Source organism: Bacteroides sp. 224 (assembly GCF_010500995.1).
Taxonomy (GTDB): Bacteria; Bacteroidota; Bacteroidia; order Bacteroidales; family Bacteroidaceae; genus Bacteroides.
Genome location: NZ_QVMK01000016.1, coordinates 20,750 through 42,597, shown reverse-complemented (window position 1 = coordinate 42,597; position 21,848 = coordinate 20,750). Strand labels below are relative to the sequence as shown.

Genomic DNA, 21,848 nt, shown 5'->3' with positions numbered 1-21,848 from the left:
GTGATACTTTTCGGAAAAGCATCACCGAAGTGTCACAAGTGTCACACTTGGTAAGTGGTATATTGTCCTGAATTCAGATACAGTTTCATCTTTCTTTCTCCACCCGGGTGTAGAGGGCTTATCCACCTGGGTGTAAGCGACTTCTCCATCCGGGTGGAGACGCATTCTACACCCGGATGGAGAAAAACTTTTCAAACTTTTTCATTAAAACATCAAGACCTCTCTCCTCGCGGAGAGAAGGCCTTTTATAAAAATTAATCCCTTTTTTCTCGAAAAAAGGCTGGCTAATGCAAATGTAAAGAAAGAAAATAATCAGCGATTCGCTTTCGCTGTATAATTGACGTTTTTTAGAATGTGAATTGAACTTCAGATACAGCTATTAAGAGAGAGACATATCTAATTCATTCACAGGTAGGTTCGGGTTAAAAAGAAGCTTAAAACCTATTTTTATGTTCTTTTTAGTTGTTGCATATATAGCAAATCCGAAATTCAATTCCACTCTAAAAAACAACCACTATTGCACTACTTAATTTCAAACTCCTCACAAAGTATACCTTTCGGGAGTATTGCTTTTCCTTATTGTTTAATGCAAAGATAAGCAACAAAAGAACTCGATTAAATAACAAATAGAAGTTTTTGCTTACTGATAATCAACAACTTACAATTTTATTTTCTGAAAATAATAACAAGCAGGGAAAACACCCGCCATATCTCCCACCCTAAACAGGAAACGCCGATGAAAACGAGTATTTTATGGCCAATAAAAAAGCGAACGAAAGACCTGTCTATATCTTCCGTTCGCTCTGTTCTTTAGTTTGGCTGTTATCGTTCAGAATGTTAATTGGATTTCAATGTTACTCAATTTGCGCAAAAGAAACCGGCTAAATTATTCATAAAAGGTTTGGATTAAAAGAAGCTTAAAACCTATTTTTACATCTTCAAGTTGTTATGTTGTTATAGCAAATTGAAATCCAATCACATTCTAAATAAACAACCACTAATCTTATTTAATTTAATCAAAGAGAAAACTGACTGTAAACGCTATCAAAATCTGTTTCTACATCTACATTGTATTTTGTTGATAATGAAGTATCTAAATCAATATATAGAGTGGTATTCTTATCAACTGAAAGAACTTCCTGATGAAGAACCTGTCCTGTTTCATCATCAGTAACCAAGATAAAGACATCTTTTGTTTCCTCGGCAAAATCTACAACTACAGCATTCCCGATAACATTTACGTCCGGAACAGGAACTTCGTTCATTGTTGGAGTGCGATCCGGTTTAGTTTTTAGAATAAGCTCTCTAATTGTAATTGCATTGGCACTTGCCATAAATACGAAGCTAAAGAAAGAAGCTAATAATAATTTCGTTTTCATAACGCTTAATAATTTTAGTGGTTTGGATGCAAAGGTAGCTAACAAATAAGCGTTTCCCAATAACATAAGGAACTTTTTTATTACTGATAATCAGATAGTTACACTTCTATTTCATTAAAAACATAACAAATGATTATTTCCCTCCCGAAGAAGCACCAAAAATGGAATTAAAGCTTTGTTCATCGAGCTTTCCTTTAATTCTGTACCTGCGTTGAGTCACAACATTTGGGTCGACTCTCATAAGATAAGCAATCAAAGGATTAGAGAATTCCATATAAGCTAAAGCACAGCAATAAACGTCTCCCTCAGACAGTTGAGGAAAGTTATATTGATATTGTTGTATAAAATCAATGTATATTTCTTCAATAGCTTGCTGTATCTTGGCGGCATCTTGTTCTGTCAATTCTTTAGGCACCTTTTTTTGCTTGCGAGATGCCTCGAAATCTTGTATAATCCTATAAACAGCTTTTGTTTGAAACAGACGCATACATAGTTCTTTCTGCCTGGCTTCGAGCAATCGTTGAGCCGATTCATTTTCCTGTCTTTCTTTTTCGAACTCAGATTTCGAATTGGCAAGCACATTCTGATACTGCATCAGTTTCGAACGATTCTGCATCAACTCCTCTTGCAGACCTATTAATTCTTTCTTTTTCCGCCTATCTAAATAGAAGAATATATAAACAGCCAAAGTAATCAACATTAAAAATGCAATAACCAAATAAAGCATGAAACGCTGCTGCTTAACTGTAACTTCTTTCTTATGAGACTCCAAAGCATAATCATTCATCAGCTTTGCAATCTCTTCTCGCTGATTAAAATACTGAATAGAATCTATGTACAGAATATACTCATCAATATGATTAACTGCATCACCATATCTGCCGGAGGTTTTAGACAAATTATATAAAGTCAGGTTAGAAGCTGCTTTTATATACATATTGGCATTCTCTAAACTTTTCTTGATATAATAATCGGCCGAATCATTTCTTTCAAGGCTCAGAAAAACACTGCCCTTCAGGAAATAATAGGAAGATAGATCTTCCGATTCCGGATTGAAATAAATAGCTTGAGAAACATATTCATTCGCTTTATCAAAAATGGCCCTTTCATTATAAAAATGGGCTATATCAAAAAGAATGGTAGAGGTCCAAAGAGAATCATTTGCGCTATAAGCCACTGCCAACCCTTGCTGATAATAATTCAATGCACTATCCGGTTCCTCTAAAAACAAGAATGTATTACCTATGTCTCTTAATAGAAAAGCATAATTCTCTTTATCGGCAATTTTTAATCCAATAGAATATGCTTTTCTATACCTTTCCATCGCACGAGCATACAACCCCTGATTGGTATAACAAGAAGCCAGATTGGCATTTATAATCACATTCAGTTTGGTTTCGGTATTCTCGCCAAGAGCATCTAATGCGGCCAGAAAAGATTCTACTGCAAATTTATCGTCTCCCAATTGTCGGTAAACTCTGCCCTGGTAATAATAGGCATCTGCTTTTATATACTCATCAGAACTTTTTTGGTAATAATCCACTGCTGTTTTTATCAATGAATCATTTACAAAAGGAAGCATATTTTTATCCATTGCCTTGGTTAAAAGCAACGCATATTCAGCTTGCTGTGAGGAACTCATAGATTCAACATCCGTTAAAGATTCCAATAGCGATAATGCGCTATCCGGTTTAACTTCCAACAGAGAGTCAACTTTCGTCATAAACGGAAAAGGAGCCGACTTATACACACACGACGTCAATCCCAACAATGCAACAATCAATAGCAGCCAATGTCTATGCCTCATATTTTATTTTCCCTTTTCCACAAAAATAGATGTTTTCTTGAATATTCATACAAGAATGAATTAACGAAAACACCCCCTACAACCATTCTTAACCACTGTTTAACAATTAGATACAATTACGCTTTTCGCATATTATATGGCAGAAAGAAAATAAACACGTAACTTTGCATACTACATATTTAGAAAGGATTTTATGGATTTTAACTACGATGTGATTGTTATTGGCGCCGGTCATGCTGGCTGTGAGGCTGCTGCTGCCGCTGCCAATTTAGGATCGAAAACATGTCTTATTACAATGGACATGAATAAAATGGGGCAAATGAGCTGTAACCCTGCTGTCGGAGGCATCGCGAAAGGACAAATTGTTCGCGAAATTGATGCTTTGGGTGGCTACATGGGGTTAATTACCGACCAAACAGCTATTCAATTCCGAATATTAAATCGCTCCAAAGGTCCGGCTATGTGGAGCCCGAGAGCCCAATGCGACCGCAATAAATTTATATGGGCTTGGCGAGAGGTTCTGGAAAATACAAACAACCTGCATATTTGGCAAGATACCGTAGAAGAAATACTTGTTGAAAATGGAGAGGTTATCGGTTTAAGAACTCAACTGGATGTTACCTTCCATGCCAAAACCATTGTTTTAACAGCCGGCACTTTCTTAAATGGATTGATGCATGTAGGGAAGGTTCAAATCCCCGGAGGAAGAATGGCAGAACCCGCATCTTACAAGTTAACCGAATCCATCGCAAAACATGGGGTTCAATATGACCGTATGAAAACCGGTACTCCTGTACGTATTGATGGAAGAAGCGTAGATTATAGCTTGATGGAACTTCAATATGGCGAATCCGATTTTCATAAGTTCTCGTTTATGAATACAGGTTCTCGCCAGCTCAAACAATTGCAATGCTGGACTTGCTATACCAACGAAGAAGTACATGCCATATTAGAAAAAGGATTGCCGGATTCGCCCCTTTACAACGGACAAATTCAAAGTATTGGCCCGCGTTATTGCCCCAGTATTGAAACTAAAATAGTTACTTTCCCCGAGAAGATTCAGCATCAATTATTCTTGGAGCCCGAAGGAGAAACTACGCAAGAACTTTATTTAAATGGATTCTCTTCCTCTCTCCCACTCGACATTCAAATTGCTGCATTGAAGAAAGTTCCTGCATTTAGAGATTTGGTTATCTATCGCCCGGGATATGCCATAGAATACGATTTCTTCGACCCTACCCAATTAAAACATTCGTTGGAATCGAAGGTTATCAAAAATCTATTCTTTGCCGGACAAGTAAACGGAACTACCGGATATGAAGAAGCCGGAGGGCAAGGACTCATTGCTGGTATTAATGCACACATTAACTGTCATGGAGGAACTCCATTTACACTCGGTCGCGATGAAGCTTATATAGGTGTACTTATCGATGACTTGGTAACAAAAGGAGTTGATGAACCTTATCGCATGTTTACTTCCCGAGCCGAATACAGAATCTTGCTTCGCCAAGATGATGCCGATGTGCGCCTAACAGAAAAGGCATATCAATTAGGATTAGCCAAAGAAGATCGATACAATTTATTGAAAACAAAAAAGGAAGCAATCAATCATATCATCGACTTCACCAAAAACTATTCTATTAAAGCTGCATTAATAAATGATGCATTAGAAACATTAGGCACTACCCCATTAAAGCAAGGATGCAAATTGATCGATTTAATCAATCGCCCTCAAATAACCATCGAAAACATTGCGGAACATATTCCGGCGTTTAAACGCGAACTCGATAAAATCTCTGAGCGAAAAGAAGAAATCATCGAAGCAGCAGAAATACAAATCAAGTATCAAGGCTACATCGACAGAGAGAAAATGATTGCCGATAAATTAGCGCGTTTGGAAAGTATCAAGATCAAAGGAAAGTTCGACTACAATAGTTTGCAGTCTCTCTCCACAGAAGCCAGACAAAAGCTAATAAAGATCGATCCCGAAACCATAGCGCAAGCCAGTAGAATACCGGGAGTTTCTCCCAGCGACATTAATGTTCTGCTGGTTTTATGCGGCCGATAAAAACGCATGTTTCACGTGAAACAATTACTTTTATATAGAAACCTAAAAGAATGGATAAAAACAAAGAAAAGCTTATCAGGAGCCTTAGAAACATCCCTGACTTCCCTATTCCCGGTGTGCAATTTAAAGATGTAACAACACTTTTTAAAGACCCCGAATGCCTCCAACTTCTATCGGATATGATGTACGAAATGTACAAAGATAAAGGAATCACCAAGGTGATAGGAATAGAATCAAGAGGATTCATAATGGGCCCTATTTTAGCAACGAGATTAAACGCGGGATTCATCCCTATTCGCAAACCTGGTAAGCTTCCGGCAGAAGTAATAGAAGAAAGCTACAGCAAAGAGTACGGAACAGATGCCATTCAAATACACAAGGATGCTTTAAACGAAAATGATGTGGTGGTACTACATGACGATCTGCTGGCAACCGGAGGAACCATGAAAGCAGCCTGCAACCTTGTTAGAAAGTTAAGCCCTAAAAAGGTTTATGTAAACTTCATTATTGAGTTGAAAGAGCTGCACGGAATAGATATCTTTGATAAAGACACAGAGGTTGAAACTATTTTATCGATTTAAAGTCTGGCAAATCATTTTCCGCATGATGTAGGGCAGACCTTGTGTCTGCCCTGATAATAGAAACATCTTATAAACGCACATAAAGGATGAACTCTCAAGAACTAAATACAAGCGAATACTTAAAAGGAATTGTCTCTAACCTCCCCGAGAAGCCAGGCATTTACCAATACCTGAATTCAGAGAGTACCGTTATCTATGTGGGCAAAGCCAAGAATTTAAAACGAAGAGTTTATCCGTACTTCAGCAAAGAACACGAACCGGGTAAAACCAGGGTACTCGTCAGCAAAATAGCAGATATTCGATACATTGTAGTTAACTCAGAACAAGACGCTTTATTGCTCGAAAACAGCTTAATTAAACAATACAAGCCCCGATATAATGTATTGCTAAAGGACGATAAAACATACCCTTCTATCTGCGTACAAAACGAATATTTCCCCCGGATATTTAAGACGCGAAAGATTATAAGAAATGGTTCCCTGTATTTTGGTCCATACAGTCATTACCCATCCATGATGGCAATATTGGAGTTGATTAAACACCTCTACCCTCTCCGAACCTGCAACTTTAATCTCTCACCCGAAAACATTCATGCAGGCAAATTTAATGTGTGCCTGGAATATCATATTAAGAATTGTGCCGGGCCTTGCGTTGGCTTGCAAAGCCACGAAGATTACCAGAAAAACATAGCCGAAATAAAAGAAATACTGAAAGGAAATACACAAGAAATAAGCAAGCACCTACAAGAAGAGATGCAAAAGCTGGCCTCTGAAATGAAGTTCGAAGAAGCCCAAAAAGTGAAAGAAAAGTTCCTATTAATAGAGAACTACCGAGCTAAATCGGAGGTTGTAAGCTCTATATTACACAATATAGACGTGTTTTCTATCGAAGAAGATGAGAATTCAGCGTTTATCAACTACCTGCACATCACGAATGGTTCTATAAATCAGGCATTTACATTCGAATACAAGAAAAAATTGAATGAAACCAAGGAGGAATTACTCTCATTAGGCATCATCGAAATGAGAGAAAGGTATAAGAGCCTCTCTAAAGAGATTATAGTTCCTTTCCTTATGGATATAGAACTCAATGAAGTAACCTTTACCATCCCCCAGCGAGGAGATAAAAAGAAGTTGTTAGATCTTTCCTTATTAAACGTAAAGCAGTATAAAGCCGACCGAATGAAGCAATCGGAAAAGCTAAATCCGGAACAACGCAGCATACGGTTAATGAAAGAAATACAGCAAGAATTACACCTTCCTAAAATGCCTTATCAAATCGAATGCTTCGATAACTCTAACATTCAGGGAGCAGATGCCGTTGCAGCTTGTGTAGTATTTAAGAAAGCCAAACCTTCTAAAAGCGACTATCGCAAGTACATCATAAAAACGGTAGAAGGAGCCGATGATTATGCCTCCATGAGAGAGGTTGTCAAAAGGCGTTATTCGCGCGCCATAGAGGAAGAAACACCCCTACCCGACCTAATTATCACCGACGGAGGAAAAGGGCAAATGGAGTCTGTAAGACAGGTTTTGGAGGAGCTAAAATTAGATATACCCATTGCCGGACTCGCAAAAGACAAAAGACACCGCACTTCCGAGCTACTTTATGGCTTCCCTCCGCAAACAATTGGCCTAAAACAAGGAAGTCCCTTATTCCGACTCATGGAACAAATACAGGATGAAGTGCATCGTTTTGCCATTACTTTCCATAGAGACAAGCGGAGCAAAAGACAAGTAGCTTCTGCCTTAGACGAAATAAAAGGTATCGGAGAGAAAACCAAAACCGAGCTATTACGACATTTTAAGAGCCTAAAACGCATACGAGAAGCTACCGAAGAAGAATTAGCTACAGTGATAGGGGCAGCTAAAGCTAAAATAATAAAAGATGGCTTATAAGAAACCATTAACCTCTATCCCACCCCGGAATACACCTTGCGAGAAACTGTTTTTATTTGTAACTTTATCACTTATTTCAACTAAATAATAAATGAGAGCAGTTATACAACGTGTAACACACGCATCTGTTACCATAGAAGGAAAATGTAAGTCGGCCATCAAGCAAGGTTTACTCATCCTGGTAGGCATTGAAGATGCTGATAATAAGGAAGATATTGAATGGCTAACCAAGAAAATCGTCAACCTTCGCATCTTTGATGATGAGAATGGTGTCATGAATAAATCGGTTCTGGAGGTAGATGGAGAAATACTGATAATCAGTCAGTTCACCCTGCATGCATCTACCAAAAAAGGAAATCGACCCTCTTATATTAAAGCTTCCAAACCGGATGTTGCCATTCCTATCTATGAAGAATTCTGTAAAGAAGTAAGTCATGCATTAGGAAAAGCAGTAGGAACCGGAGAATTTGGAGCCGATATGAAAGTAGAATTACTCAATGATGGCCCTGTAACCATTTGCATGGACACTCAAGCAAAAGAATAATTATGACTCTCGAAGAAGCACAAAAACAAGTTGATAGCTGGATTAAAACGCATGGCGTACGTTATTTCAGCGAACTCACCAATATGACTATCTTAACAGAAGAAGTTGGCGAATTAGCGCGTATTATGGCCCGTCAATATGGCGATCAATCTACCAAAGAAGGAGAAGAACTCAACCTTGCCGACGAGCTGACAGATGTACTGTGGGTGCTACTCTGCATTGCCAACCAAACCGGAGTGGATCTTACACAATCCTTCATCCAAAACCTCGAAAAGAAAACAAAAAGAGATAATCAAAGACATATAAATAACCCCAAATTAAGCAATCATGGAACAGAATGACGCTAATTTATCGAAGTACGAAATCACTCTGAATAAATATAATACAGAGCTCGACGACGCTAAAATACAAGAAACAGTAGCCAACATCATAGCCAATAAGGTGCAGGAAAACAATACTCCGGAAGTGAAAAAACTTCTCTTCAACTGTATTGATCTGACTACTTTAAACACTACCGATAGCGACGAAAGTGTAATGAAATTTACCGAAAACGTTAACAGATTCGAGAATGAATACCCCGATCTTAAAAACGTAGCCGCTATTTGCGTATATCCCAATTTTGCACAAGTAGTAAGTGATACTTTAGAAGTAGAAAACGTAAAAATAGCCTGTGTATCAGGTGGTTTCCCTTCTTCTCAAACCTTTATTGAAGTAAAAATAGCCGAAACTGCTATGGCGGTTATGGAAGGTGCCGAAGAAATAGACATAGTAATACACGTCGGAAAGTTCCTGAGCGAAGATTATGAAGGTATGTGCGAAGAGATTCAGGAAATAAAAGATACCTGTAAAGGTCGTCACCTCAAAGTAATTCTTGAAACCGGAGCTTTGAAAAGCGCTTCCTACATCAAAAAAGCCTCTATCCTATCCATGTATGCAGGAGCCGATTTCATCAAAACTTCCACCGGAAAAATGCAACCGGCTGCTACACCGGAAGCCGCTTATGTAATGTGCGAAGCCATTAAAGAATACTACAATCTAACAGGAAACAAGATAGGATTTAAGCCTGCCGGAGGCATTAATACTGTTAATGATGCATTGGTATATTACACCATTGTAAAAGAAGTTTTAGGCGAAGAATGGCTAACGAATGAACTATTCCGCTTAGGAACAAGCAGATTGGCCAATTTGCTTCTATCGGAGATTGTTGGAGAGGATATTAAATTCTTCTAATAAAGTTCTATTATATTCTTACGGGCTTGAGTATCACTTCTCGCGGGCATGAGTACAAATTCTCACGGCCGCGAGAAAATGTTACAGCGGCCGTGCCAATATCTTTCAGCGGCCGTAACAAAACTCTTATACAGCTTATTAAAATACTATTATTTCTTTCGATCTACCAGATACTCCAGGTAAGTAGTAAGAGAAGTTTTAATGTCCGAATCGGATACATTTTCCAATAATGAAAGTGCTTTATCTTGATATTCCTTCATCATTTTATCGGCATATTCAATGCCCCCACTCTGCTTGGTAAATGCTACTAAACGGGCTATTTCCTGTGCCGAAGCAGACCCGCTCTTCACATCAAAAGCAATCTTTTTCGCCCACTTTTCATTGGTAGAATTCAATGCATAAAGCACAGGAAGCGTCAATTTACCTTCCATCATATCATTTCCGGTAGGCTTACCTATATTCTTATCATCAAAATAATCGAATATATCATCCTTAATCTGAAAGCAAATACCAATATATTCGCCAAATAAACGGGCTACTTCACGCTGTTCCTGATTTGCGCCAACAGAAAGAGCAGCCGACTCTGTACATGCAGCAAATAAGGCAGCCGTTTTCTTACGTATTACGTCAAAATAAATCTCTTCTGAAAATTCGGGGTTACTTACATTAGATAACTGCAGAAGCTCTCCCTCAGAAAGATCGCGCCCCAAGGAAGAAATAACATTTATAATCTCTGTATTTTCGGTTTTTCCGGCCTGAACCAAACAAGTAGCTAACAGAAAATCGCCCACCAATACAGCTACTTTATTATTAAAAATAGCATTTACAGAAAGTTGACCTCTTCGCTGTGTGCTCTCATCTACTACATCATCGTGTACCAAACTGGCTGTATGAAGAAGCTCTAATGCCACAGCAGCATGCAACGTAGAAAGTGTTACCTCACCAAAAACTCTGGCTATAAGCATCACTAAAACAGGACGCATCATCTTTCCATTCCGCTGCCGAATATGTGTAATTACTTCATTCAACAAGGGATTGGAACCAGTCAGCGAACTATCAAAAATCTCCTTGAAAGAAGACAGTTCATGAGCAATCGGGGCCTTTATTATAGATAAACGTTCCATCTATTGATTAATCGAGTACAAAAGTAATAATAAAACGATTAATACGGCATTTTTTTGTACTTTTACAATAAAAAAAGAAGAATTATGGACAAAGACAATAAGCTTTTTCTCTTAGATGCTTATGCACTTATTTACAGAGCTTACTACGCCTTCATCAAGAATCCTCGAATCAACTCCAAAGGGTTTAACACCTCAGCTATCTTAGGGTTCGTTAATACCTTAGAAGATATACTAAAAAAAGAGAATCCTACCCATATTGGAGTAGCCTTCGACCCTTCCGGACCCACTTTTCGCCATGAAATGTACGAACAGTATAAAGCACAACGCGAAGAAACTCCAGAAGCTATTCGCCTGTCCGTTCCCATTATTAAAGAGATTATACGTGCCTATAACATACCCATTTTAGAAGTGCCTGGCTACGAAGCCGATGATGTTATCGGCACCCTCGCCACCGAAGCAAGTAAACAAAAAATAACGACATATATGATGACACCCGATAAAGATTACGGGCAGTTAGTTAATGAATATGCGTTAATTTATCGCCCTAAATATGGTGATAAAGAATTCGAAGTAATGGGAATTGAACAGGTAAAAGCCAAATTCGGAATAGACTCCCCTATTCAAATTATCGACATGCTCGGATTGATGGGCGACTCTTCGGATAACATACCGGGTTGCCCGGGCGTTGGAGAGAAAACCGCCCAAAAATTAATTGCCGAATTTGGGAGCATCGAAAATTTGCTCAACCATACCGATCAACTGAAAGGAGCATTAAAAACTAAAGTAGAAGAAAATAGAGAAATGATTCTTTTCTCTAAAATGCTTGCTACTATTAAAATTGATGTTCCGATTGAACTTGATATGGATTCACTTGTTCGCGAAAAAGCAAACGAAGAAACTCTTCGGAAAATTTTCGAAGAACTTGAGTTCCGCACCCTCATCGACCGGATCTTCAAAAAAGAAACTAAGTCAACAAAGAAAGTTTCCAAAGAAAGTCAAAACTCCCTTTTTCAAGGCGATTTATTTGCGGATTTTACGACCGAAGAGCCGGAAGAAGAAAAATATCAAAATCTGACGCGCTTAAGTTCCTCGAACTACGACTATCAACTCATTGATAATCAAGAGAAAAGAAGCGAAATTATTAAAAAGTTGCTTACAACGGAAATTCTTGCTCTAGACACGGAAACCACCGGAATCGACCCAATGGACAGCGAATTGGTAGGAATGAGCTTTAGTTTTGCCGAAAACCAAGCATTCTATATTCCGATACCTCCCGAAAGAGAAGAAGCATTAAAAATAGTAAATGAGTTCCGCCCGGTCTTCGAAAATGAGAAATCGCTTAAAGTTGGCCAAAACATAAAATACGATTTATTGGTACTGCGTAATTATGGCATCCAAGTAAAAGGAAAATTATTCGATACGATGGTAGCTCACTATGTTATTCAACCGGAACTCCGACATAACATGGATTACTTAGCCGAAGTATATCTAAACTATCAAACCATACATATCGAAGAATTAATTGGAGCCAGAGGTAAGAACCAGAAAAACATGCGCGACCTCCCACCCCAGGATATTTATTTATATGCTTGCGAAGATGCAGACATAACACTCAAACTTAAAAATATTCTGGAGGAAGAATTAAAGAAAAACGATGCGGAAAAATTATTCTACGAAATAGAGATGCCACTCGTGCCCGTACTTGTTGAAATAGAAAGTAACGGAGTACGCTTAGATACCGATGCACTAAAAACTTCTTCCAAACATTTCACCCAAAGACTTCAGGAAATAGAAAAAGAAATCTATAAGCTTGCCGGAGAAGAGTTTAATATTTCATCGCCCAAACAAGTAGGCGAAATTTTATTCGATAAACTTAAAATTGTAGAGAAAGCCAAAAAAACAAAGACGGGGCAATATACTACTTCCGAAGAAGTTCTTGAAAGTTTAAGAGGAAAACACGATATCATAGGAAAGATACTGGAACACAGAGGATTAAAAAAGTTGCTCAGCACTTATATAGATGCACTGCCGCAGCTTATCAACCCCAAAACAGGAAAAGTTCATACATCTTTCAACCAAACAGTTACAGCTACCGGGAGGTTAAGTTCCAGTAATCCAAACTTACAAAACATACCTATTCGGGATGAGGATGGAAAAGAGATTCGCAAGGCCTTTATTCCGGACGACGGATGTTTATTCTTTTCGGCAGACTATTCTCAAATAGAGCTTCGTATTATGGCCCACTTAAGCGAAGATAAAAACATGATCGATGCTTTCTTGAGTGGATACGATATTCACGCGGCAACCGCTGCCAAAATATACAAAATAGACATTAAAGAGGTGACATCAGATATGCGCCGAAAAGCCAAAACAGCTAATTTCGGTATTATTTATGGTATCTCTGTTTTTGGACTGGCCGACCGAATGAATGTAGAAAGAAAAGAAGCCAAAGAGTTAATTGATGGTTACTTCGAAACCTACCCTCAAGTAAAAGCGTATATGGATCACAGCATCAAAGTAGCCCAAGAAAAAGGATATGTTGAAACCGTATTCCACCGCAAACGCTTCTTACCCGATATTAATTCCAGAAACGCCGTTGTAAGAGGATACGCCGAGCGAAATGCTATCAATGCTCCCATTCAGGGAAGCGCTGCCGATATTATTAAAGTAGCCATGATTCGTATCTATGAACGTTTCCAAAAAGAACAGGTAAAAGCCAAAATGATTCTTCAGGTACATGACGAACTAAACTTTAGTGTACCTGCAGAAGAAAAAGGATACATCGAACAAATCGTTATTGAAGAAATGGAAAGAGCTTACGCCATGCATGTACCTCTGAAAGCAGATTGCGGATGGGGAAATAACTGGCTGGAAGCACATTAATGGTTATTTAGTAGTTACCAGATTCTACTTTATGAGAGTATATTGAAAAAGAGCGAGCAGGCTCCCCTACTCGCTCTCTATCAACAAACAAACTTTTCTACATTAACAAACTATCACAGTCAGTTTTAAATTAAAGTTTAGGTTAAAAAACATCCTATTTATTACTAATCCATCTAATTATCTGAAATCTTTCAAATCCTCCTGCAACTTCTGGCGAGTAAAGAAAATACGGCTCTTTACAGTTCCCAAAGGCAGATCGAGTTTCTCGGCAATCTCGCGATATTTGAATCCGGCCACGTGCATGGAGAAAGGCTGACGGTATTCGCGAGGCAAAGAGTTAACAATACGACGCATTTCCTTCAAATCATAAGCACCCTCTGTACTTTCGAAACCGGAGTTCTGAGGAAGATTAAGGTGGTAAAGATTGTCGGTTTGGTCTACATAAGTCTGTTCGCGAACTACTTTACGGTAGTTGTTGATAAATATATTGCGCATGATGGTATACATCCAACCCTTAAAGTTGGTATCGGGCGTATACTTATCTTCATTATCTAATGCTTTTAAAGAAGTTTCTTGCAACAGGTCGTTAGCTTCTTCGCGGTTAGCAGTCAATTTAATTGCAAAACGGAATAAATCATTTTGTACGCTTACCAAGTCTTTTTGAAAATCTAAACTGCTCTTCATAACTTTATATTTTTAAATTGTTTTTCGTTGTTTCGATACTACAAACATAGGGCATATCTCAACGATGAATAGGACAGTTTCCGTCACTTTATAGGGTGAAAACTAACAAGTGATAGTTTTCGGGTGGTTTCTGATAGATATTGGGTGGTATTTTACACCCTACTAAAATATTTCATGGCTTCTATTTTTTAGAAAAGGTACACTATTCTTTTAAACAGTACAAATCGAAAAGAATAAGCAAAGACAAAAACCGAAATTCTTCATAAAAAGAAATGAATTATCTGATAGCAAGAAGGTTTATTTCATCATTCTTATAATAATATCTATCTTTGCAGCCAGAAAATTTTAAGAAAACTATAAATAATGGCTTTACAATGTGGTATTGTCGGATTGCCTAATGTAGGAAAATCGACTCTTTTCAACTGTTTGTCTAATGCAAAAGCACAATCGGCAAACTTCCCCTTCTGTACTATCGAACCTAATGTGGGTGTAATAACCGTTCCCGATGAACGTTTAAATAAATTAGCCGAATTTGTTAAACCTCAACGCATTCTGCCTACTACTGTAGAGATTGTAGACATCGCCGGGTTAGTAAAAGGAGCAAGCAAAGGCGAAGGACTGGGTAATAAATTTCTTGCCAATATTCGCGAAACGGATGCCATCTTACACGTTTTGCGGTGTTTCGACGATGATAACATTACACATGTAGATGGTAGCGTAAACCCGATACGTGATAAAGAAATCATCGACTACGAACTACAGCTAAAAGACTTGGAAACCATCGAAACCCGTATCCAGAAGGTGCAAAAGCAGGCACAAACAGGTGGCGACAAGAATGCTAAGCTTATTTACGACGTACTCGTGAAGTACAAAGAGGCATTAGATATGGGAAAAGCAGCCCGTACCGTTCAGTTTGATAGCAAAGACGAACAGAAAGCAGCACGCGAGCTATTCCTCTTAACCAGCAAACCGGTGCTTTATGTATGCAACGTAGATGAAGCAAGTGCCGTAAACGGAAATAAATACGTAGAAATGGTACGCGAGGCAGTAAAAGAAGAAAATGCCGAAATACTTATTGTAGCCGCCAAAACAGAAGCAGACATTGCCGAGTTGGAAACTTACGAAGACCGTCAGATGTTTCTTCAGGAGGTTGGTTTGGAAGAATCGGGCGTATCACGTCTTATCAAATCTGCTTATAAACTTCTTAATCTGGAAACTTACTTCACCGCAGGCGTACAGGAAGTTCGTGCCTGGACTTATCTTAAAGGTAGCAAAGCCCCTCAATGTGCCGGAGTAATACATACCGACTTCGAAAAAGGATTTATCCGCGCAGAAGTAATTAAATACAATGATTTTATTCAATACGGTTCGGAAGCCGCAGTAAAAGAAGCCGGTAAACTAAGTGTAGAAGGTAAAGAATACATTGTAGAAGACGGAGATATTATGCATTTCCGCTTTAATGTATAAAACTGTATGTTAGTAACCGGGAGTCAGTATTTAGGTTTAACTCCTAACAATAAGTTCCACGTGTAACAGTATTAAATGGTTGCTATATATATTATAAGAAATAAAACCGAATATAAACCAAAGAAGAAATAGATATGAACCACTTTCTCATGTATGTAAACTGGAACCCTGACGAAACGCTTTTCTCTATATTTGGAATTGCAATCAGGTATTATGGTCTGTTATGGTGTGTAGGAATAGCGCTTGCTTATTTCATTGTACGATACCAGTATCGGGATAAAAAGATTGATGAAAAGAAATTCGATCCGCTTTTCTTTTATTGTTTCTTTGGTATATTAATCGGTGCACGCTTGGGGCATTGCTTATTTTATCAACCGGAATACTACTTAAATCATTTGGTAGAGATGATTCTCCCCATACAAAAGGTAAACGGAGCCTGGAGATTCACAGGATATGCCGGCTTAGCCAGTCATGGGGGTACATTAGGATTGATTATTGCCCTTTGGCTTTATACACGCAAAGTAAAGATGAATTATATGGATGTGGTGGATATGATAGCCGTAGCCACTCCTCTCACCGCTTGCTTCATCCGCTTGGCCAACCTGATGAATTCCGAAATTATTGGTAATGTTACCGATGTTCCCTGGGCATTTATCTTCGAGAAAGAAGATATGCTTCCACGGCATCCGGCACAGCTATATGAAGCCATAGCTTACTTCATCTTCTTCCTGGTAATGATATATCTATATAAGAACTATAATAAGAAGCTACATCGTGGGTTCTTCTTCGGACTCTGCCTGACGCTTATATTCACCTTCCGTTTCTTTATAGAAATTATCAAAGAAAACCAAGTTTCTTTTGAAGAAGGGATGACCTTGAACATGGGACAATGGTTAAGCATACCATTTATTATTATAGGTGTAGCAAGTATATTGCTGGGAAAGAAGTTGGATAAGATGAATCCGCCGATTAAGAGGTAAGGCCTCTCTGCCTGTTGGGCACCTCCCCTTTATAGGGGAGGGATTCCTGCGGCATCCAAAAGCTAATTCTTCAACATTATATGGATCTAATGCTATATAGGTTCTAATACCGCATGGACTCCTCCCCTGCAAGGGGGAGGTGCCCAAAGGGCGGAGGGGGTAGAATCAATCAACACTTCCCCTATTCTTCTCCTTAAACTCTAAAATACCATCAATAATACTCGAAGGATTAATAAAAGCCATTCGATTCTCAAATCTAAGAACTGTTATTTTAGCTTCTCTATATAAATACTCACTCCGTATATCATCATATTCTTCTTGTTTATTGTGAGGTTCACCATCCAATTCAATAGCTAAACGAATTTCCGGGCAATAAAAATCAAGAATAAAGGGGCCAACTCCATGTTGGCGACGAAATTTCAAACCACCTACTTGTTTATTCTTTAATAACTTCCAAAGCATATTTTCTGCAGGAGTGGCTTGGCGACGTAGCTTTTGACGAAATTGTTTTTGGTCTGGTTTGTTTATTAGTTCACCCATATAAAGTTTATATTATGCTATCACCCCCTCCGCCCTTTGGGCACCTCCCCCTTGCAGGGGAGGAGTCTGTGCAGCATTAGAATTTTATGCGACATCGTAATTTTCCACTCTCAACTCCCCCACTCTCCACTAAGAAAATTACTTCCCTTTCACTATCTTCTTTATATCATTCAGCTTATTTAAAGCTTCGATAGGAGTTAAGTTATTGACATCCAGCGTAAGTATCTCATCGCGTATCTGGCTTAATATAGGATCATCTAATTGAAAGAAGTTCAGTTGCATACCCTCTCTATGCTCGCTTACGGCAGCCAGTGGCTTACCTGCTATTCCTTGTTTGCGGTTATCGGACTCTAACTGACCAAGTATATCATTCGCCCTTTTTACGATACTTTTGGGCATACCTGCCATCTTAGCTACATGAATACCAAAGGAGTGCTCACTCCCACCCCGTTCTAATTTGCGCAGGAAAATCACTTTATTATCTACTTCCTTAACGGTTACGTTATAGTTCTTAATCCGTTTAAAAGATTTCTCCATTTCATTTAACTCATGATAATGGGTAGCGAATAAGGTACGGGCTTTTGCTTTAGGATGCTCATGTATATACTCCACAATGGCCCAGGCAATGGAAATACCGTCGTATGTAGAAGTACCTCGCCCTAACTCATCAAACAATATTAAGCTACGAGAAGATACATTGTTAAGGATATCCGATGCCTCATTCATCTCCACCATGAAGGTAGACTCTCCTACCGATATATTATCGCTGGCACCTACACGGGTAAATATCTTATCGACCATGCCTATATGAGCACTCTCGGCAGGCACAAACGAACCGATTTGTGCAAGCAGGGTTATTAAAGCCGTCTGGCGCAAAAGAGCCGACTTACCAGCCATATTGGGTCCGGTAATAATGATAATTTGCTGAGAATTAGTGTCAAGCATCACATCGTTGGCGATATACTTCTCTCCTACCGGCAACTGTTTTTCAATCACCGGATGTCTGCCCTGACGGATGTCGAGCACATCATCTTCGGATATAACGGGACGAATGTAATTATTCTCACGAGCCACATTGGCCAATGCGTGCAGACAGTCTAAACGGGCTATCTGAGTGGCATTTATCTGAATGGCAGGTATGTACTCTACTAAAGAAAGCACCAGATCGTTGTACAATTTGCTTTCAAGCGAAAGGATCTTATCTTCCGCACCCAGAATCTTCTCTTCGTATTCCTTTAGCTCCTGTGTGATGTAGCGTTCGGCATTTACCAATGTCTGTTTGCGTATCCACTCTTGGGGCACTTTGTCTTTGTGAATGTTGCGCACCTCAATATAATAACCGAAGACGTTATTAAAGCCAATCTTCAAGCTTGGAATACCGGTAGCCTCACTCTCGCGTTGCTGTATTTTCAAGAGGTAATCTTTTCCGGAATAAGCAATCTGACGAAGCTCGTCCAATTCCTGGTTAACCCCTTCGCGAATCACCCCTCCTTTATTGATTAACAAAGGAGGATCGTTATTGACTTCTTTCGCTATCTTTTCGCGAATAGACAAGCAAAGGTTAAGCTGCTCTCCTATCCTATTCAAACTGGCATTGTCGGCAGTCAAACAAGCATTCTTTATTGGTTCAATGGCCTGCAAGGCTACTTTAAGTTGCACTACTTCTCGCGGCGATACACGTCCTACGGCTACTTTGGAAATAATACGTTCCAGATCGCCTATCAAATGAAGTTGCTCTTCGATCAGTTCTTTAAACTCCGGTTTGCGGAAGAAGTATTCTACCACATTCAACCGATCGTTGATGGGTTTTTCATCTTTCAAAGGAAAAACCAGCCAACGCTTTAGCATACGGGCTCCCATTGGGCTGATAGTTCGGTCGATTACATTGAGCAGACTTGTACCGCCATCGTTCATCGTAGAAATCAGTTCTAAGCTACGCACGGTAAACTTATCGAGACGCACATACTTATCTTCTTCGATACGAGATAAAGCAGTGATATGACCTATTTGTGTATGCTGAGTGATGGTTAGGTATTGCAAGATAGCTCCGGAAGCTATGATTCCGTTCTTCAGGTGTTCTACTCCAAAGCCTTTCAGGTTCTTGGTTTCGAAATGCTTGAGCAACTTCTCGCGAGCACTGCTATCGGTAAACACCCAGTCTTCCAGTTCGAATGTAAAGAATTTGCTCCCGAAGTTACCCTCGAACATACCACGTTTACCGCGCTCGAAAAGCACTTCTTTCGGACCAAAGTTATTCAGTAATTTATCTATATAATCAAAAGGTCCTTCGGCAGTAAGAAACTCTCCGGTCGAAATATCCAAAAAGGCAACACCACAGCTACCCTTTCCGAAGTGAACAGCAGCTACGAAATTATTCTCTTTATAATTAAGTATGTTATCATTGATAGATACACCCGGCGTAACCAACTCCGTGATACCACGTTTTACCAGCTTCTTGGTAGCCTTCGGATCTTCCAACTGATCGCAAATAGCCACTCGCTTTCCGGCACGAACCAGTTTAGGCAAGTAAGTATCGAGTGCATGATGAGGGAATCCTGCCATCTCTATAGTTTTCTCCTTCCCATTGGCACGCTTTGTTAACGTTATACCAAGTATTTCGGAAGCTATAATGGCGTCAGTAGAATAAGTTTCGTAAAAGTCTCCACAACGAAACAGCATAACAGCATCGGGGTGTTCGGCTTTTAAGTCGAGAAACTGTTTCATCATTGGGGTAAGAACAATATCGTTATCTACTGACATCGGATTTTTTAGTTTGATTAGGGGTGCAAAGATAATAAATTTGAAAGCATTTTGGTTATGGCTAAGATTGGGAAAGATAAAATATCATTTTTATATCTATAAAATGCTACCACCATTCAACCTAAATGCTACCGGCATTTGCTTCAAATGCTACCGGCATTTTAATCAAGTGCCGGTAGCATTTTACCTCCCCCTCTCCTACCTCCGAAATCACGAAAACTACCGCTCTTTAATTATCAAAATGATAATTTGATAATACCCTTTGTTTCTATACTTTCGCAAATATTCTTTTTTCTTTCGGAATCAATTGATTTTCGATGTTAGTGAATCATTCTTTGATTATCTTTGTACTCAAATTATTTCTTTGATAGAAAAAGCGGCTATGATACAAAAAGCTATGATACATAACTTTATGGGATTTTCATCTTTTGAAAATCCTATTCCTTTTCCTAAAATAACAGTTATTGTAGGTAAAAATGATACTTGCAAAACAGGACTATTGAAATTATTATATGCCACCGGAAAAGCAAACGAGTTATTTATAAGCAAAGAGCAACATAACAAAAACATTAACTATAAAAGAATTCTATCCGAAAAGTTTTATAATGTTTTCCAACCGCGAAAGTCGGGATTGGGAGATTTGGTAAAAAAAGAAAGTAACGATAAATTAACAACCAGCATATTTTTTGAAAACAACGTCAGCGTAGATTTTTCATTTGGAGAAACTACTAAAACCGAAATACAGAATATTCAATATAACATACCACTAAGTAATAATAAAAACTATTTGTTTATTCCTGCCAAAGAAGTATTAACTGCATTCAATGCTATAAAAGCAATCAGCAATATTCATCATTACCCGGGTTTTGATGAAACATATATGGATTTAATAAACTCTTTGGATGTTCCTACTTCTAAAGATCAATTAGCTGAAAATCTGGAAGATGCCAAACAAATACTTATTAAATTATTTGATGGAGAATTAATGCAAGTTGATTCTACCGATCGGTTTATTTTCAAAAAAAGCAATACAGAGTTTTCTATGCAATTAACAGCAGAGGGTATCAAACGAATTGGTATACTCACTACTTTGTTAAAAAATAAGCAATTAACAGAAAACACCGTATTATTTATGGATGAACCCGAAACCTGCTTACATCCGGGAGCCATCAGAGAAATGATCAACTTATTATCTGTTCTCACAAAATCAGGTATACAACTATTTCTAACCACTCATAATTATTTTGTATTAAAACAACTCTATATCATTGCACAAAGAGAAAAACAAGATATACTCTGCTGTTCGCTCGAAAAAGAAGAAGAAGATATTAAAAGCAGTTTCTATAATCTTAAAGAAATATTCCCTCAAAACTCCATTGTAGAAGAAACACTTAAAATGTACGATGAGGAAATAAAATTGAACTTAGGATTGCAATGAACGGGTTTACAGAAAGTGAAATAACGCTGAATTTCCCTACCAAAGACTGGTTTAGATTTCAGGATTGCGATTCTTTTTGTAATCTCTCAGGAGATTTCTTCAAGGAAATGGATGCTTGTTGGTTAGACAAAGAAAAGAATATTTTCTACTTGATAGAACTAAAAGATTATACCAAAGAAAATGAATTCAATAAAAAGACTGTAGAAGAAAGAATAGATAATTTAGTAAAAAAATCAATAGATAGCTTACAAAGAGTAAATGCGGTAATATTAAAAACACCCAAAGGAAAGCTTATTGATGAAGCAACAAAAAACTGTATAAATAAGGAAAATAAGCTTATTTTTATATCAGTTATTCATATTGCAGATTCACAAAAAAGCTATTTATCGGTACTTAACGACGCTTATAAAAATAAATTTAAAGCTTATGCCGATTTGTTTGATATTAAACATTATAATGTAATAT

16 protein-coding genes are annotated in these 21,848 nt (G+C 38.3%); 10 read left to right on the top strand and 6 right to left on the bottom strand.

Going from position 1 to position 21,848, the window contains the following annotated elements; genetic code table 11:
• Positions 1 to 1,016 precede the first annotated feature (1,016 nt).
• Positions 1,017 to 1,379: a DUF3244 domain-containing protein gene (locus D0T60_RS09395; RefSeq protein WP_163217922.1), complete on the bottom strand. Its 363-nt coding sequence runs from the start codon at positions 1,377 to 1,379 to the stop codon at positions 1,017 to 1,019.
• A 133-nt stretch (positions 1,380 to 1,512) separates the two neighbouring features.
• The gene (locus D0T60_RS09390) at positions 1,513 to 3,186 is read right to left on the bottom strand and encodes a tetratricopeptide repeat protein (RefSeq protein ID WP_163217921.1); all 1,674 of its coding nucleotides are present in this window, start codon (positions 3,184 to 3,186) and stop codon (positions 1,513 to 1,515) included.
• Between the two features lie 193 nt (positions 3,187 to 3,379).
• On the opposite strand from D0T60_RS09390, the gene mnmG reads away from it, so the two are divergent.
• From mnmG to deoC, 6 genes are all read left to right on the top strand, one after another.
• Positions 3,380 to 5,254 carry a tRNA uridine-5-carboxymethylaminomethyl(34) synthesis enzyme MnmG gene (gene mnmG / locus D0T60_RS09385; RefSeq protein WP_163217920.1) on the top strand — a complete coding sequence of 625 codons (1,875 nt, stop codon included), beginning with the start codon at positions 3,380 to 3,382 and terminating at the stop codon, positions 5,252 to 5,254.
• A gap of 50 nt (positions 5,255 to 5,304) precedes the next feature.
• The gene (locus D0T60_RS09380) at positions 5,305 to 5,835 is read left to right on the top strand and encodes an adenine phosphoribosyltransferase (RefSeq protein ID WP_163217919.1); all 531 of its coding nucleotides are present in this window, start codon (positions 5,305 to 5,307) and stop codon (positions 5,833 to 5,835) included.
• A gap of 86 nt (positions 5,836 to 5,921) precedes the next feature.
• Positions 5,922 to 7,733 carry an excinuclease ABC subunit UvrC gene (gene uvrC, locus D0T60_RS09375; RefSeq protein ID WP_163217918.1) on the top strand — a complete coding sequence of 604 codons (1,812 nt, stop codon included), beginning with the start codon at positions 5,922 to 5,924 and terminating at the stop codon, positions 7,731 to 7,733.
• 91 nt (positions 7,734 to 7,824) lie between these two features.
• Positions 7,825 to 8,277 carry a D-aminoacyl-tRNA deacylase gene (gene dtd / locus D0T60_RS09370; RefSeq protein WP_163217917.1) on the top strand — a complete coding sequence of 151 codons (453 nt, stop codon included), beginning with the start codon at positions 7,825 to 7,827 and terminating at the stop codon, positions 8,275 to 8,277.
• 2 nt (positions 8,278 to 8,279) lie between these two features.
• Entirely contained in the window at positions 8,280 to 8,618 is a 339-nt protein-coding gene (locus D0T60_RS09365) for a nucleotide pyrophosphohydrolase (RefSeq protein WP_163217916.1), read from the top strand.
• Positions 8,605 to 9,507: a deoxyribose-phosphate aldolase gene (gene deoC / locus D0T60_RS09360; protein ID WP_163217915.1), complete on the top strand. Its 903-nt coding sequence runs from the start codon at positions 8,605 to 8,607 to the stop codon at positions 9,505 to 9,507. Before D0T60_RS09365 ends, deoC begins: the two co-directional genes overlap by 14 nt.
• 149 nt (positions 9,508 to 9,656) lie before the next feature.
• On the opposite strand, the gene D0T60_RS09355 is transcribed toward deoC, so the two are convergent.
• A complete protein-coding gene (locus D0T60_RS09355; RefSeq protein WP_163217914.1) occupies positions 9,657 to 10,631 on the bottom strand; it encodes a polyprenyl synthetase family protein in 975 nt (324 codons plus the stop codon).
• Between the two features lie 84 nt (positions 10,632 to 10,715).
• On the opposite strand from D0T60_RS09355, the gene polA reads away from it, so the two are divergent.
• Complete coding sequence (gene polA, locus D0T60_RS09350) at positions 10,716 to 13,514, top strand: DNA polymerase I (RefSeq protein ID WP_163217913.1); 2,799 nt, start codon at positions 10,716 to 10,718, stop codon at positions 13,512 to 13,514.
• Positions 13,515 to 13,691: 177 nt separating this feature from the next.
• On the opposite strand, the gene D0T60_RS09345 is transcribed toward polA, so the two are convergent.
• Complete coding sequence (locus tag D0T60_RS09345; RefSeq protein WP_163217912.1) at positions 13,692 to 14,198, bottom strand: RNA polymerase sigma factor; 507 nt, start codon at positions 14,196 to 14,198, stop codon at positions 13,692 to 13,694.
• Between the two features lie 363 nt (positions 14,199 to 14,561).
• Here D0T60_RS09345 and ychF point away from each other — a divergent pair, with 363 nt between their 5' ends.
• Positions 14,562 to 15,665, top strand: coding sequence for a redox-regulated ATPase YchF (gene ychF / locus D0T60_RS09340; protein WP_163217911.1), 1,104 nt, complete (start codon positions 14,562 to 14,564; stop codon positions 15,663 to 15,665).
• Between the two features lie 134 nt (positions 15,666 to 15,799).
• Positions 15,800 to 16,645 carry a prolipoprotein diacylglyceryl transferase gene (lgt, locus tag D0T60_RS09335; protein ID WP_163217910.1) on the top strand — a complete coding sequence of 282 codons (846 nt, stop codon included), beginning with the start codon at positions 15,800 to 15,802 and terminating at the stop codon, positions 16,643 to 16,645.
• 165 nt (positions 16,646 to 16,810) lie between these two features.
• Here lgt and D0T60_RS09330 read toward each other — a convergent pair whose 3' ends face one another.
• On the bottom strand, positions 16,811 to 17,185 hold the full coding sequence (locus D0T60_RS09330; RefSeq protein ID WP_163217909.1) for an endonuclease domain-containing protein: 375 nt from the start codon (positions 17,183 to 17,185) through the stop codon (positions 16,811 to 16,813).
• Between the two features lie 138 nt (positions 17,186 to 17,323).
• Positions 17,324 to 19,945, bottom strand: coding sequence for a DNA mismatch repair protein MutS (gene mutS, locus D0T60_RS09325; RefSeq protein ID WP_203558311.1), 2,622 nt, complete (start codon positions 19,943 to 19,945; stop codon positions 17,324 to 17,326).
• Positions 19,946 to 20,327: 382 nt separating this feature from the next.
• Between mutS and D0T60_RS09320 the strand changes: the two genes are divergently transcribed.
• Positions 20,328 to 21,383, top strand: coding sequence for an ATP/GTP-binding protein (locus tag D0T60_RS09320; RefSeq protein WP_163217908.1), 1,056 nt, complete (start codon positions 20,328 to 20,330; stop codon positions 21,381 to 21,383).
• Positions 21,384 to 21,848: the final 465 nt, after the last annotated feature.

Excerpts from the sequence above, each read along its gene's own strand:
- D0T60_RS09395 (WP_163217922.1), bottom strand. The coding sequence starts at position 1,379 with ATGAAAACGAAATTATTATTAGCTTCTTTCTTTAGCTTCGTATTTATG.
- dtd (WP_163217917.1), top strand. The coding sequence starts at position 7,825 with ATGAGAGCAGTTATACAACGTGTAACACACGCATCTGTTACCATAGAA.
- D0T60_RS09345 (WP_163217912.1), bottom strand. The coding sequence starts at position 14,198 with ATGAAGAGCAGTTTAGATTTTCAAAAAGACTTGGTAAGCGTACAAAAT.
- D0T60_RS09330 (WP_163217909.1), bottom strand. The coding sequence starts at position 17,185 with ATGGGTGAACTAATAAACAAACCAGACCAAAAACAATTTCGTCAAAAG.
- mutS (WP_203558311.1), bottom strand. The coding sequence starts at position 19,945 with ATGTCAGTAGATAACGATATTGTTCTTACCCCAATGATGAAACAGTTT.
- ychF (WP_163217911.1), top strand. The coding sequence starts at position 14,562 with ATGGCTTTACAATGTGGTATTGTCGGATTGCCTAATGTAGGAAAATCG.
- D0T60_RS09355 (WP_163217914.1), bottom strand. The coding sequence starts at position 10,631 with ATGGAACGTTTATCTATAATAAAGGCCCCGATTGCTCATGAACTGTCT.
- D0T60_RS09390 (WP_163217921.1), bottom strand. The coding sequence starts at position 3,186 with ATGAGGCATAGACATTGGCTGCTATTGATTGTTGCATTGTTGGGATTG.
- mnmG (WP_163217920.1), top strand. The coding sequence starts at position 3,380 with ATGGATTTTAACTACGATGTGATTGTTATTGGCGCCGGTCATGCTGGC.
- uvrC (WP_163217918.1), top strand. The coding sequence starts at position 5,922 with ATGAACTCTCAAGAACTAAATACAAGCGAATACTTAAAAGGAATTGTC.
- D0T60_RS09320 (WP_163217908.1), top strand. The coding sequence starts at position 20,328 with ATGATACAAAAAGCTATGATACATAACTTTATGGGATTTTCATCTTTT.
- D0T60_RS09365 (WP_163217916.1), top strand. The coding sequence starts at position 8,280 with ATGACTCTCGAAGAAGCACAAAAACAAGTTGATAGCTGGATTAAAACG.
- polA (WP_163217913.1), top strand. The coding sequence starts at position 10,716 with ATGGACAAAGACAATAAGCTTTTTCTCTTAGATGCTTATGCACTTATT.
- deoC (WP_163217915.1), top strand. The coding sequence starts at position 8,605 with ATGGAACAGAATGACGCTAATTTATCGAAGTACGAAATCACTCTGAAT.
- D0T60_RS09380 (WP_163217919.1), top strand. The coding sequence starts at position 5,305 with ATGGATAAAAACAAAGAAAAGCTTATCAGGAGCCTTAGAAACATCCCT.
- lgt (WP_163217910.1), top strand. The coding sequence starts at position 15,800 with ATGAACCACTTTCTCATGTATGTAAACTGGAACCCTGACGAAACGCTT.